The following is a 13,171-nucleotide window of genomic DNA, read 5'->3' on the forward strand; positions in this document are numbered from 1 at the left end:
AGCCCAGTTCCTCACCAAGGACCCCGCCAAGGCCGACGGCGAGGAAAGCCCGTACCAGTACTGCGCAGGCGACCCCGTGGGCAAGGTGGATCCGAGCGGGGAGTGGGCGCTTTATGCGCTCCATAGGGTATCGAAAGACGAGGCTCGGGCGGATAGGATCTTCAGAATGGCGGTAGCCGGGCTAGTTGCAGCTGGAACGGCACTAGTGGGAGAACTGACTGCCGGTATCGGGGCCTACGTTCTAATAGGGGTAGGAGTCGGTCAAGCGATGTATGAAGCTACAAGAGTAAATCTTGGCCCGCTGGCCGAGGGGGACTACCTTCACTATGAGGTATCCAACTATGCATACTACGTTAACGTCCCCGGAAGTGGTGTACGAAGGCCCGGCCGCCTGACATGAGGCGGCCACTGCTCCATCCTCGAGTTAACGTCCCCGGAAGTGGTGTACGAAGGCCCGGCCGCCTGACATGAGGCGGCCACTGCTCCATCCTCGAGGGTGATTGAGACCCCGGAATCGAGGAGGAGACAGTGACCAAGGACAACATGGACCGACTGAGCTGGCTTCGCAAGACGCTTGAGGACGCCGATCTCGACGTGATGCGCGAGATGCTCAAGGTCTTCGCAGAAGAACTCATGGGCGCCGAGGCCGATGCGCTGTGTGGCGCCGCCTACGGTGAAAGGTCCGACGAGCGCGTGAACCGGCGCAACGGCTACCGCGAGCGGGAGCTCGACACGCGCGTGGGCACCATCGCACTTTCCGTCCCGAAGCTGCGCGAGGGCAGCTACTACCCGGACTGGCTGCTCGAGAACCGAAGGCGTGCAGAACGGGCGCTCGTGGCAGTCATCGCCGAGTGCTACGTGCGCGGGGTGTCGACCAGACGCGTGGACGGGCTCGTGCGTACGCTCGGCATCGAGGGGATCTCGAAGTCGCAGGTATCGCGTCTGGCCAAGACGCTCGACGAGCAGGTCGCCGCGTTCCGCAACCGTCCCCTTGATACCGGCGCCTACCCATACCTGTGGGTCGACGCGCTCGCGATACGCGTACGCGAGGGAGGGCGTGTGGTGAAGGTGGCCTGCATCGTGGCCACCGCCGTGAACTCCGAGGGCAGGCGCGAGGTCGTGGGCCTCGACACGTTCACGGAGGAGAGTGGTGCGGCATGGACCGCCTTCCTGCGTGGTCTTGTGGCCCGTGGGCTCTCGGGCGTGAAGCTCGTCGTGTCCGACTCCCACAAGGGCCTCATCTCAGCGATCGAAGCCGTGCTTCCCGGTGCCGCCTGGCAGCGGTGCCGCACCCACTTCATGCGAAACGTGCTCACCCGCGTGCCGAAGTCAGCTCAGCCGTTCGTGGCCACCCTCGTGCGCACGATCTTCGCCCAGCCGAGCGCCGAGGAGGTCGCAGCCCAGCTCGCGCGTGTCGTCGAGCAGCTCGCGGAGCGTTTCCCTGATGTGGCCGCCATGCTCGAGGATGCCACAGCCGACATCACGGCCTTCTCGACCTTCCCGACCGCGCACTGGCGCCAGATCTGGTCCAACAACCCCCAGGAACGCCTGAACCGCGAGATCCGGAGACGAAGCGACGTCGTGGGCATCTTCCCGGACCGCGCGAGCATCATCCGGCTCGTGGGCTCCGTGCTCTCCGAGCAGCACGACGAGTGGCAGGTGAGCCGGCGCTACATGTCGGCCGAGTCGATCGAGAAGGCGATGCAGCCGGTCCTCGCCGTCACCGACGGGCTCGACCGGGAGGTGGCGCCCGCGCTCATGGCCGGCTGATGTAAGATACTCGAGGTCGGAGCAGAGGGCTTCATACACCACTTGACGGGACGTGGCCGCATACTACAGTCGCTACCTTGCCAACAGCTGTCATGTCCAAGCGACCCATTACTTCTTGCATCGTGTTCTGGTGCGGAGGAAGCACCTCGGAATCTGGACGAACTGGCGAGAAAAGGCGCTTCCGCGGATCTACGTCAACCTTACACAGAATTGGAAGGTTCCGAGATGCAACGTGAGGTTCAGAGTCAACTACATCAGGTGGGTATGAGGGTGTCTGCGCGCATCAGATTGCTTGGGTCTAGCATCATGATTGGTGCGGTTGTTGCCGCCCACGTGGCAGCGGCTCAGTCATCGGCTGCGCTAGACGGCGCGGTGGCAAAGCTGCACGGCGTGTCACTCGGGCTGCTGCTGGGAGTGGGGATGATGCTGCTGGTCCGAAAAGCGCTTAAGAGCCTTGCCTACCCCCTAGGTGTAGCTTGGTTCTCTTTGCTCATGATATGGGACGGGATGGCGCACAAAGGTTCTGCTAGCAGCGCACTCCTCATGGCATATGCGCCATGGCTCGTGGCAGGTGCGTCAATCCCTTGGGCTGCATGGGCTGTTACTGACGCAGTTCGATCTCGTGGCAGCAGCCTTCGCTGATGCTGGTTCACTATACTGCCTACACAGCCTGCCACCGCGCAGTTCCTGACCAAAGACCCCGCCAAGGCCGACGGCGAGGAAAGCCCGTACCAGTACTGCGGAGGCGACCCCGTGGGGAAGGTCGACCCGAGCGGGGACTTGGCCCGTCGAATCCGCCACGCGAGAACGTCGTTGCGCGTCACAGGGCACAATCTTGCTCTACACATCATTTTTCCGGTCTCCGCAGGAATCGTAGCCAGCGCAGAGGTCGACTGGTCGCTGTATAGCAACGGCTTGCTGGTTGTCTTCATGGCCGTGACATACAACGTTAGCGACTACATACCTAAAGGAGCGGAGATCGACTGCGATTTGCGGGCGGGTCTGGCTGTCAGGGGCGAGGTGCAGCGTTCCAACGGCTCGCTCAGAAGGCGCCGCACCTTTGATAGGTGGGCCTTCAATAGCGGCGCGAAAGGGAGATTCACATGTGCTCTCGCTGCGAGGGCCAATGGCTGGATTTCAGCAGTCGGGCTCGAAGCAGAGGCGGTCGGCCGGTGGGTCGGCGACGGCGTAACCAACTTGCGCACGCACGAGAAACGCACCAAGTGGTCAGGGAACCCGTTTGGCAGGCATAGACCCGGATGGCGCCCTCCCGACTGCAGAAGGTGCCATAGCGTGGTACCGTACAGCCAAGCACCCGTCACGACCCCCTCGCCTGGGAGGCAAGTGCTGCAGTGAGCGGGACGTACAGTAATTTGCGCGCGCTCGCTTGCGACCGGCAGAAGCCATGCTGGCGCTGCTGTGCCGCTGCTGCGCTCGCCGTCGTCCTTGTGATGGGCATGGTCGGCTGCGCGCGCGGCTACCGGTGCGTGGAGCTTTCGAGCGGGGAGGTGGTGCCGATCGGCGGAGTGCGCGCAGCGGTGCCGGAAGACGCGCGGGGCCTGCTCTACACGCGGACCGCTGGAGGGCATGGGGCTGACTCCGCCGGTCGCGACGACGTGCTCGATAGCGGGGAGCTGCGGAGGCTCGAGATCTTCGGGCCCGGTCCGACGATCGTGGTGTCCGAGTACGACAGTTCCGTCGATCTCGAGGAGCCCATGGTCATGGTCTATGGTCGCGAGGAGATCCTCGATGCGGAGAGCATCGCCGGGTCGGTCCCCGCGAAGCTCGGCACGCCTCGGGTTTGGGCCTATCCTGGGCAGGGCGGGCTGCACAGAACCATCTACATGCTCTTCCGCAACGAAACCCGGCAGCTGATGGTCACTGTCGCGTACGTCGATCCAGGAGGCACTCTCGAGGACGCTGCGGAGGCGCTCTCCCGCGTGTTCGAGCAGTGAACAGCGCCGCAGATCGGCCGCGCTGAGAAGATCGAGCCTCGAGGTGGCCTACGACGGCGCGGGCCGCGAGGCGTCGCGCGTCGCCTCCACGCCGGCAGGCGTCCTGTCCCTGTCCTTCGGCGACTTCGACGCGGCGGGCCCTCCCGCGCACGATCGGCGCGGGAAGCGCCGGGTCCAAGACGCGCGTCTTCGACCAGGCAGGCTGGCTTTCTTCTGAGTCCGGCTACGGGTACGCGTCCGGCCTTCCCGTGCCCGGCGCCGAGCTTTCCTAAAACGCCAACACGGGCAGGCTGGAGGCCGAGGCGTACCGGTTCGCGTTCGGCGGGCGCACCGACAGCGTGCGCAGCTACGCCTACACGGCAGACGGCAGGCTCGCCTTCGCGTCGATCTCCGGGATGCCGGATGCCGCGTACGCCTACGAGCCCGGCACGGGCAACCTGATCGGCATCAAGCGCGGCTCGGAGCCGACGGCGACGCTTGCCTACGAGCAAGGCTCGGGCCGCATCGCGGCGCTCCTCTCGCAAGGCGCCACCCAGACGGTCTTCTCCTTCGACAGCCGCGGCAGGCGCGCCTCGCAAGGGACGCCCGCTTCGCCGCAGGCCGTCCGCTTTACCTACGACGACGCGGACCGGCTCGTCGGCTACTCCGACGCCTCTCGGGGCGTGTCTGCGAGCTACGCCTATGACGCCTACGGCCAGCGCGTGCGCTCGGTGGTGGCCTCAGGCTCGCTCGTTACGACCACCACCTACGCCTACGACGGGCTTTCTTTGCTTTACGCGACGACCGTAAGGAGCGACGGCACGACCGAGAGCGTGGCTTACCTCTACGACGCGGCAGGCGCGCCTTTGGCCGGCATCTACGAAGGCAGCGCGAGCGCTTCGCCTGTCGCCTTCTTCATCGCGACGACCGCGCGCGGCGATGTGGCCGAGCTCCTCGATTCTTCCGGCGCGCCGTTCGCGCTGTATTCCTACGACGCCTACGGCAACCCCGGGCAGGTGAGCACGGCCGCAACCGCGCGCATCTCCGCTCCGCTCGCAGAGGCGATCGCGGAGGCGAACGCGCTTCGCTACGCGGGCTACGCCTACGACGCGCACTCGGGCCTGTACTGCCTGTCGAAGCGGTACTACGACCCCGCCACCGCGCAGTTCCTGACCAAGGACCCCGCCAAGGCAGACGGCGAGGAAAGCCCGTACCAGTACTGCGCAGGCGACCCGGCAGGCAAGGTCGACCCGAGCGGGGAGTGGGCGAATCCATGGAGTTGGAGCAATGAGAAGAGCACCCGACTGACATTGGTGTGTGGCGATGTCGTGAAGGTCGGTTTCGGCATTGCTCAGTTTGCCTGGGCCGCGATGCACGGCGGTTCCCCTCCCGATGACTGGGGTGAAGACTACCTGTACAAGCTCCGTGTCACCGTTCGCGTGGGGTTCGCAAGCGATGTTGGGTACACGCAGGTCTCGGTGGCTTGGAAGTCGCTGGCGAAGCTGCGCCTGTCCTGCGCAGACATCCGTCCGAGATTGAGAATCACTGCGGAAACGTACCGGGGTCGGTTTCGGGGACTCAGGGGCGCCAAAGTAAGAACAGTCCGCGACGTGTTCAACCGGAGAGCGGTCGGGCGCAGCACATGCCTCAAGGTGCCTGGCGGTGATGAGGTGTCCTTCGTGCATGTCAAGTTGGAGTTGCTTGTGTTCGGCGGAAGGAGATGGCCTTCGGAGCGTGACTGGAACTCGCTACACTTCTACCGTGCGCGACGCTTGCAACGTGCCGGCAACCTCGTGATGTGAGGAGCGACAGATGGATGGCGAGCAATTCGATGTCGAACGGTTCTGGGGCGGGTTCAGCTGGGGCGCCTTGTTGGCATGCCCGCTGTGGTACCTCGTGAATCGTTTGTGGCTGCGCGCTCTCGGCTTCTTGGCGCTATTCCTCGGTCTCGGACTCCTCGCTGGCAGCCTGGCCGGCGTCGTCGATGGGAAGGTCGTGGGACGCTTCGTCGGAACCATATATCTTGTGGCAGCCACGTGGGCCGCCAGCACCGCTCGTATGGTCGTCCACCGGCGGAGACCCGACCTTGATGTCTCGCGGATGAGGGCTTGGGAGCGCGTTTGGACGGCGGCGGGAGTCCTCGTGTTAGCGATCAAACTCTTGCCGGCGTTTCGCTAGCGCAGATGACGGTGAGCTGGAACGGTGCGGATGGCACGAGAAGCGTCCACGCTCCGGCAGAAGGGCTGAGTTCGTGGCACGTTGCGCGGCGACGTCGTGTCATCCGATACGCGGGTCCCAGGTCACGTGTTTCAAAGGACTGCAGCCTGAGTGGCGCCTGAGCGCTTAGGTCGAGAGAGGAGTCGGGCTTGACGACCCACCACCTGGCGAGTTCAGCAGATTGGCTCGAGGCGTTGCTCATGGCGACCGCTGCAGTCGCCCATGGGTGGCTGATTGCGTTCGGTGTGCGACGCGGTGCCGCAGGCGTGGTCTTGGCTGGCGCGGCGATGCCGGTGCTGTTCTGGGCGTCAGACTGGAGCAGCTGGTCGTCGATTTCTCCGTGGCTGCGCATGGCTGATGTCTGTGTGACGGCGGCTGCGTTGGTGGGGATAGTTGCCATGGTGGCAAAGCGCCGCTCGGGCCGTGGGGCGCCCGCCGCGTCCCATTCCCACGAGTAGGCATCGGGCGCCCAACAATCGTCCGTCGCGCTCTACGCATACGACGCCTGCGGCAGCCCCGGGGCTGTCCTGACGGCTTCAACGGCGCGCATCTCCGCTCCGCTCGCTGAGGCGATCGCGGAAGCGAACGCGCTGCGCTACGCAGGCTACGTGTTCGACGAGCACTCGGGCCTGTACTGCCTCTCGAAGCGGTACTACGACCCTGCCACCGCGCAGTTCCTGACCAAGGACCCCGCCAAGGCGGACGGCGAGGAGAGCCCGTACCAGTACTGCGGAGGCGACCCGGTGGGGAAGGTGGATCCGAGCGGGTTGCACAGCTCTGCCTATGGTGCCCACCGTCACATCGACGGCTATCCGGACAACTCGTGGTGGACGGAGTGGCGGGACGGCACGAGCATCAAGATGGTCCGGGTGGGCTCGATCCGGAACTCCGCAGGGCGCTGGGACTTGTGCCGGTGGGCGCGGCGCCAGCACATGTACATAGGCGTCAACCCGTGGACTCACCTGATCGTCAGCAAAGCTCTTATCCTACGGCTCAGAGGGGTGTCCAAAGCGCTTGGGCGCGCGGCGGAGTGTGCCTTCGACGCTTACCTGATTGTCAAAGTCGGCTCCGAAGGGCGTTTCGGATTCCAGGTCTACCGGATTTCCCGATGGAAGAGATACGGGGAGGTTTTCCGGATACGCGTGTCGTAGCATGATGTGCAGATGGCTGTTCGAGCGTGTGGTCAGAAGGAGGTCTGCATGGGCTCTCTGTCGCCGGGCGCGGCTCGGGCAGGAAGGAGACTGTTCCAGGTAGCGGTAGTTGCCTGCGCCACGGCTTTGGCAGTGCAGAGGTACCTAGCCCGAGGGGTCGATCGGCCGGCTGAGTTCACAGGGACCCTGGTGGCCGCCGGCCTGTTCATCGCGCGCGCTTTGGCGGATGCTGCCGGGCTAGGCAGCCGCGTGCGGTTCCGCGGGGTCGACATAGTGATCGAATCCTTAGGTCTTGTCTTGGCGGGGCAGGTGCTGTCGAGTCCCGAGACGGCACGCGCGCTCGCAGAGGCCCTGCTTGTCATAGGTCTTGTCGTCGGCTTTGTGGTCGAGGGGCAGGCGGACCGTCCGGCAGAGGCATGATGGGAGAACCCTTGCGTTCACCCAAGGTTCCCGAACCTACGTCCGGCCGGCGTGTGCTGTCCACGAGCCGCGGGTGTGGCCTCGCCGAGATGCACGGTCCTCGGGGTTCGAGGATACCTGGCGCGCGTGTGGCGCTCAGAGCGGCTCGTGCGGGAACCACGGGCAGGTGGCGGGGTGAGGCTGCATGGCTGGGATCATCAAGTTCATTGCGGTCGCTGCGTTCGTCGTCGTGGTGACCATGGCGCGCTCGTTCCTGGTCGACACAATCCTCTTCATCGTGAGTCTCGGGAGGCGAGAGCCGCGCATCGAAGGCAGTCTTGCCGAGGAGCTGGCGAGGATCGGCCCGCTCGCGTGCCTCGACGCGGGGGCGCAGCCCGACTACGCGAAGATGGCGGCCTGGCTGGAGGCCGGGATCGGCGAGCGCGGCCGCCTGAGCCCTGCCGAGGCCGCCGCGCTCATCGAGCGGTTCGCCGCGCAGGCAGGCTGCGCAGTCGCCTCTCCGCTGCGCGCCCGCCGCGCCGCGCGCCTCGTGGCGGCGTGGTCGAGGCGGCGGAGCGGGTAGGTCCACGGCTTCCTCGCATGCGCGCTCACGCAGCGCTTGCCCACGGCTTGCGGCTGTAGTATCGTCTGCACGACCTTTAAAACCGGTCCAGCGAGGCCGGCAAGGATGCAACCGCATACGGACCAGAGCCAGCACCGCGCTGCAGCTCAGACGATGTCGCGACGCCTTCTTGCCGCCTGGCGAGGAGGCGTTTTCGTACACCGAGCCGAGGGAGGCGCATCCATGCAGTACCGCGTGAAAGCGCACGTCATGGACGCCACGGCGATTGACCGGGCGCTCGTCAGGATCGCGCACGAGATCCTCGAGGCGAACAAAGGCGTCGAGGGGCTCGCGCTTGCCGGCATCGTCACGCGCGGCGCCGTGATGGCGCAGCGGCTCGCCGAGCGCATCGAGCGCATCGAAGGCGCCCGGGTGCCGGTGGGCACCGTCGACATCTCCTTCTACCGCGACGACGTCGGGACGCGGATGTCGCCCGAGGTGCACCGCACCGACATCCCGTTCGACGTCGAGGGGCGCACGATCGTCCTCGTCGACGACGTGCTGTTCACCGGCCGCACCATCCGCGCTGCGATGGACGCGGTGATGGACTACGGCCGGCCGGCGGCCATCCAGCTCGCCGTGCTCGTCGATCGCGGCCACCGCGAGCTTCCCATCCGCGCGGACTTCGTCGGCAAGAACGTCCCGACCTCCCGCAAGGAGCGCGTGAAGGTATCGTTCGTCGAGACGGACGGCGTCGACGCCGTGGACATCCTCGAGCTCGTGCCCGAGGGAGGGGAGGCGTGATGCTCTCCTGCACGCACATCCTGACGATGGACGACCTGACGCCGGACGACATCGCGCTCATCTTGGACACGGCGGATTCGTTCGCGGAGGTGAACGAGCGCCGCATCAAGAAGCTGCCGACGCTTCGCGGCCGCACCATCGTCAACCTCTTCTTCGAGCCGAGCACGCGCACGAGGACCTCGTTCGAGATCGCCGCGAAACGGCTGTCGGCCGACGGCGTGAACTTCTCGGCGTCGGCGTCGGCCACCGCCAAAGGCGAGAGCCTGCGCGACACCGCCAAGACGCTCTCGGCGATGGCGTGCGACCTCGTGGTGGTGCGCCACAGGTACGCGGGCGCGCCGCAGGTGCTCGCGGAGTGCATGGACGCGCACATCGTCAACGGCGGCGACGGCATCCACCAGCACCCGACGCAAGCGCTGCTCGACCTGTTCACGATGCGGCGGGCGCTGGGGCGGCTGGAGGGGATCACCGTCGGCATCGTGGGCGACATCGCGCACTCGCGCGTGGCGGGCTCGCTCGTCCCCGCGCTGCGCATGGTGGGAGCGCGGCCGATCCTCGTCGGCCCGAAGACGCTCATGCCGGCACGCCCGGACGTGCTCGGCGCCGAGGTGGCGTACTCGCTCGACGAGGTGCTGCCGGAACTCGACGTCGCGTACATGTTGAGGGTCCAGTTCGAGCGTGACGCCGCGATGCCGATTCCGAGCGTGCGCGAGTACGCGCGCCTGTACGGGATGAACGCTGCGCGACTGGCGCGCGCGAAGCCCGAGATGATCGTGATGCACCCGGGTCCGATGAACCGTGGCGTGGAGATCTCCTCAGACGTCGCAGACTCCCCGCGCTCCGTGGTGCTCGACCAGGTGAATGCCGGCGTGGCGGTCCGCATGGCCGTCATGTACCTGCTGCTCGGAGGTGAAGGCAGTGGCGCTGCTGCTTAAGGGAGGCCGCGTCGTCGACCCGGCCGTCGGTCTGGACGCCGTCGCAGACGTCGTGGTCCGCGATGGCGTCATCGTGGAGGTCGGCCAGGGGATCACGATACCGAAAGGCGAGACCATCGACTGCTCCGGCACGGTGGTGATGCCCGGCCTCGTGGACGTGCACACGCACCTGCGTGAGCCCGGGCGCGAGGACGAGGAGACCATCGCGACGGGCACGGCGGCAGCAGCGCACGGCGGGTTCACGGCGGTCTGCGCGATGCCGAACACGACGCCCGTGTGCGACACCGGCGCCGCGGTGCGGTTCGTCGTGGAACGGGCCCAGGAGCAGGGGCTCGTGCGCGTCCACCCGGTCGGCGCGCTCACGCGGGGCCAGGAAGGCCGGCAGCTCGCGGAGATCGGCGACATGCTCGCGGAAGGCGCGGTGGCGTTCAGCGACGATGGGCGCGGCATCCAGTCGGCGGGCATGGCGCGCACGGCGATGGAGTACCTGGCCGGGTTCGATGCGCTGTACGTCGGTCACTGCGAAGACGAGTCGCTCGCAGGCGGCGGCGCGGTGAACGAAGGCGTCGTGTCGACGCGGATGGGGCTTCCCGGGCAGCCAGCGGCAGCCGAGGAGGTCATGGTGGCGCGCGAGGTGCGGCTCGCGGAGCTGACGGGCTGCCGCGTGCACATCGCGCACGTCTCGACGGCAGGATCGCTCGAGCTCGTGCGTCAGGCCAAACGGCGCGGCGCGCGCGTCACCTGCGAGGTCACGCCGCACCACCTGTTCTTGGACGAGGACGCGATCGTCTCGTACGACACGGACTTCAAGATGAACCCGCCGCTGCGGACGCGGGCGGACCGCGAGGCGCTCGTCGCGGGGCTCCTCGACGGGACCGTCGATGCCATCGCGACCGACCACGCGCCGCACGCCGCTCACGAGAAGGAGCTGGAGTTCGAGCTTGCGCCGTTCGGCATCATCGGGCTCGAGACGGCGGTGCCGCTCGTCGTCACGCATCTCGTGGAGCCGGGAGTGCTCGGATGGAGCGACGTCGTGCGGTTGATGAGCCACGGTCCCCGGGCGGCGTTCGGGCTTCCCGAGGTGCGGATCGCGCCAGGGATGCCTGCGGACATCACCGTCGTAGACCCTGATGCTCCAGTAGACGTCGATGTCGCGTGGCTCAAGAGCAAGTCGAGGAACACGCCGTTCAAAGGCCAGACGCTTCGCGGGCGGCCCACCGAGGTGCTCGTCGGCGGCAGGTGGGCGCTCAGAGGCGGGGAGGTGGTGCCGCTGTGAGCCGCACGAGGCGTGCGTTGCTCGCGCTCGAGGACGGCACGGTCTTCGAGGGCGTTGCGTGCGGTATAGACGGCGAGACCGCCGGCGAGATCGTCTTCAACACCTCGATGGCCGGCTACCAGGAGGTCTTCACCGATCCGTCCTACGCCGGGCAGATCGTGACCATGACGATGCCGCACATCGGCAACTACGGCGTGAACGCGGCCGACATGGAGTCGCGCGGGGTGTTCGCGGCGGGGTTCGTCATGCGCCGCTGCTCCGAGGTCGCGTCGAACTGGCGAGCTGAGATGACGCTCGCGGAGTTCTTCGAGCGGTTCGGCGTCGTCGCGGCCGAAGGCATCGACACCCGCCGCCTCACGAAGCACGTGCGCGAAGCGGGCGCGATGCGCTCCGTGCTCTCGACCGTCGACCTCGACCCGAGCTCGCTCGTCGAGAAAGCGCGGCGCTCGCCGGGGCTCGTCGGGCGCGACCTCGTGGCCGAGGTCGCCGTGCGCGAGCGCTTCACCTGGGGCTCGGAGGTGCCGCCCGGGTGCGAGCTGCCGGTCGACACGGGAGTGCTGCCGGTGCGCCCCAGGCACCGGGTCGTGGCGTTCGACTCCGGCATCAAGTGGAACATCCTCAGGCGGCTTGCGGAAGCCGGCTGCGACGTCATCGTCGTGCCGCCCACGACGAGCGCGCACGAAGCGCTCGCGATGGAGCCTGACGGCGTCTTCTTCGCCAACGGGCCCGGCGACCCGGCGGCCGTCACGTACCTCTACGGCACGCTGCGAGAGCTCCTGGGCTCGGTGCCGGTGTTCGGAATCTGCCTCGGGCACCAGATGCTCTCGCTTGCGCTCGGCTGCTCCACCTACAAGCTGAAGTACGGCCATAGGGGCGGCAACCAGCCGGTGAAGAACCTGCTCACCGGACGCGTCGAGATCACGAGCCAGAACCACGGCTTTTGCGTGGACTTCGCGAGCGTCGGACGCCTCCTTCCCGAAGAGAGCGGCGGGCTCACGATGGATCCTGCGGACCTCGGGGCGTGGGTCCGGGCAGGTGTGGCGCCGGTGGTGGAGTCCGAGCGGTTCGGCCGCGTCCAGCTCACGCACGTCAACCTCAACGACATGACGGTCGAGGGCGTTCGTGCGCTCGACCAGCGGGCGTTCTCCGTCCAGTACCACCCCGAGGCGGCGCCAGGACCGCACGACGCGCAGTACCTGTTCGGCTCGTTCGTCCGCCTCATGGAGGGCGAAACGGACGTGTTCGCGATGCCCGGCGGCCTAGGCAAGGAGGCATGATGCTCACGACAGTCCTCGTTCCGGTCGATTTCAGCGACGAGTGCCTGGACGTGCTCGCATTCGCGCGGGGCGCCTCGGCGCTCGGGGTGCGCTCGATCGTGCTCGTCCACGTGGTGGAATCGTCGGGCATGGAAGGCCCGGTGATCGCCGGCAAGGTGGACGAAGCCAGGGCCCGGCTTCAGGAGCTTGCGGGGACGCTCGTAGAAAGCGGGTACGACGTCGAGCTGCGCGTTCCGACCGGCGACACCTTCGACGCGCTGACGGCGCTCGCGGCCGAGCGCACAGTCGACGCGATCCTGTGCGGCTCGCACGCGAAGGGCATCGTCTCGCAGCTCGTCGAGGGCTCGATCTCCGAGCGTCTCATCCGTGACGCGTCGGTGCCGTTGCTGATGGCCCGCTTCGACCTGCTACGCTCGAAGGACGACCCCGCGCAGATGCTCAAGCGGTTCGGCGACGTGGTGGTGCTGCCGACCGACTTCTCGCTCTCGGCGTCCCGCGCGCTCATGCAGGCGCTCCAGATGCCGAAAGGAAGCATCAAGATGCTCTACCTCCTGCACGTGCTGGATCCCGGGCTTTCAGGCGAGCAGCTCAGGCGTCAGGAGGAAGGTGCCGAGTTCCACCTGAAGGCGCTCGAGGCGATGGCCGAGCAGCAGGGCATCCCGACGAGCGTGGTCATCCGCACGGGCGACCCTGCGCGCCAGGTGCTTGCGGAGCTCGATGAGCGGCGGGCGACCGGCGTCATCACCGGTACGCGCGGTCGGAACGCCGTGCAGGAGGTGCTCATGGGCAGCGTATCGATGACGCTGCTCAGGCAAGCGTCGTGTCCCGTCCTGATCGTGCCGTAGA

General features: G+C 66.9%; 14 protein-coding genes and 1 pseudogene. All 15 read left to right on the forward strand.

Annotation, left to right across the window (positions count from 1 at the left end; translation table 11 throughout):
- Positions 1 to 400, forward strand: a pseudogene (locus MX659_RS08780) (hypothetical protein); the annotation flags it as partial.
- A 143-nt stretch (positions 401 to 543) separates the two neighbouring features.
- A complete protein-coding gene (locus MX659_RS08785) occupies positions 544 to 1,770 on the forward strand; it encodes an IS256 family transposase (RefSeq protein ID WP_456154003.1) in 1,227 nt (408 codons plus the stop codon).
- Positions 1,771 to 2,427: 657 nt separating this feature from the next.
- Positions 2,428 to 3,126, forward strand: coding sequence for an RHS repeat-associated core domain-containing protein (locus tag MX659_RS09225; RefSeq protein ID WP_407674481.1), 699 nt, complete (start codon positions 2,428 to 2,430; stop codon positions 3,124 to 3,126).
- Positions 3,123 to 3,725 carry a hypothetical protein gene (locus MX659_RS08790; protein WP_267193121.1) on the forward strand — a complete coding sequence of 201 codons (603 nt, stop codon included), beginning with the start codon at positions 3,123 to 3,125 and terminating at the stop codon, positions 3,723 to 3,725. Before MX659_RS09225 ends, MX659_RS08790 begins: the two co-directional genes overlap by 4 nt.
- Positions 3,726 to 4,063: 338 nt before the next feature.
- A complete protein-coding gene (locus MX659_RS08795) occupies positions 4,064 to 5,506 on the forward strand; it encodes an RHS repeat domain-containing protein (protein ID WP_267193122.1) in 1,443 nt (480 codons plus the stop codon).
- A gap of 10 nt (positions 5,507 to 5,516) precedes the next feature.
- Entirely contained in the window at positions 5,517 to 5,882 is a 366-nt protein-coding gene (locus MX659_RS08800; protein WP_267193123.1) for a DUF2628 domain-containing protein, read from the forward strand.
- Positions 5,883 to 6,070: 188 nt separating this feature from the next.
- A complete protein-coding gene (locus MX659_RS08805) occupies positions 6,071 to 6,379 on the forward strand; it encodes a hypothetical protein (RefSeq protein WP_267193124.1) in 309 nt (102 codons plus the stop codon).
- 132 nt (positions 6,380 to 6,511) lie between these two features.
- Positions 6,512 to 7,072: an RHS repeat-associated core domain-containing protein gene (locus MX659_RS08810; RefSeq protein ID WP_267193157.1), complete on the forward strand. Its 561-nt coding sequence runs from the start codon at positions 6,512 to 6,514 to the stop codon at positions 7,070 to 7,072.
- A 48-nt stretch (positions 7,073 to 7,120) separates the two neighbouring features.
- Positions 7,121 to 7,492, forward strand: coding sequence for a hypothetical protein (locus tag MX659_RS08815; RefSeq protein ID WP_267193125.1), 372 nt, complete (start codon positions 7,121 to 7,123; stop codon positions 7,490 to 7,492).
- A 184-nt stretch (positions 7,493 to 7,676) separates the two neighbouring features.
- Entirely contained in the window at positions 7,677 to 8,054 is a 378-nt protein-coding gene (locus MX659_RS08820) for a hypothetical protein (RefSeq protein WP_267193126.1), read from the forward strand.
- A gap of 222 nt (positions 8,055 to 8,276) precedes the next feature.
- Positions 8,277 to 8,837 carry a bifunctional pyr operon transcriptional regulator/uracil phosphoribosyltransferase PyrR gene (gene pyrR, locus MX659_RS08825; protein ID WP_267193127.1) on the forward strand — a complete coding sequence of 187 codons (561 nt, stop codon included), beginning with the start codon at positions 8,277 to 8,279 and terminating at the stop codon, positions 8,835 to 8,837.
- The gene (locus MX659_RS08830; protein WP_267193158.1) at positions 8,837 to 9,772 is read left to right on the forward strand and encodes an aspartate carbamoyltransferase catalytic subunit; all 936 of its coding nucleotides are present in this window, start codon (positions 8,837 to 8,839) and stop codon (positions 9,770 to 9,772) included. Before pyrR ends, MX659_RS08830 begins: the two co-directional genes overlap by 1 nt.
- Positions 9,756 to 11,048: a dihydroorotase gene (locus MX659_RS08835; RefSeq protein WP_267193128.1), complete on the forward strand. Its 1,293-nt coding sequence runs from the start codon at positions 9,756 to 9,758 to the stop codon at positions 11,046 to 11,048. The genes MX659_RS08830 and MX659_RS08835 overlap by 17 nt, the downstream gene beginning before the upstream one ends.
- Positions 11,045 to 12,325, forward strand: a complete 1,281-nt coding sequence (carA, locus tag MX659_RS08840; protein ID WP_267193129.1) for a glutamine-hydrolyzing carbamoyl-phosphate synthase small subunit — start codon at positions 11,045 to 11,047, stop codon at positions 12,323 to 12,325. Before MX659_RS08835 ends, carA begins: the two co-directional genes overlap by 4 nt.
- On the forward strand, positions 12,325 to 13,170 hold the full coding sequence (locus tag MX659_RS08845) for a universal stress protein (RefSeq protein WP_267193130.1): 846 nt from the start codon (positions 12,325 to 12,327) through the stop codon (positions 13,168 to 13,170). The genes carA and MX659_RS08845 overlap by 1 nt, the downstream gene beginning before the upstream one ends.
- The last annotated feature ends 1 nt before the right edge of the window (position 13,171 follow it).

The sequence above is a fragment of the Parvivirga hydrogeniphila genome, from assembly GCF_023371205.1.
Taxonomy (GTDB): domain Bacteria; phylum Actinomycetota; class Coriobacteriia; order Anaerosomatales; family Anaerosomataceae; genus Parvivirga; species Parvivirga hydrogeniphila.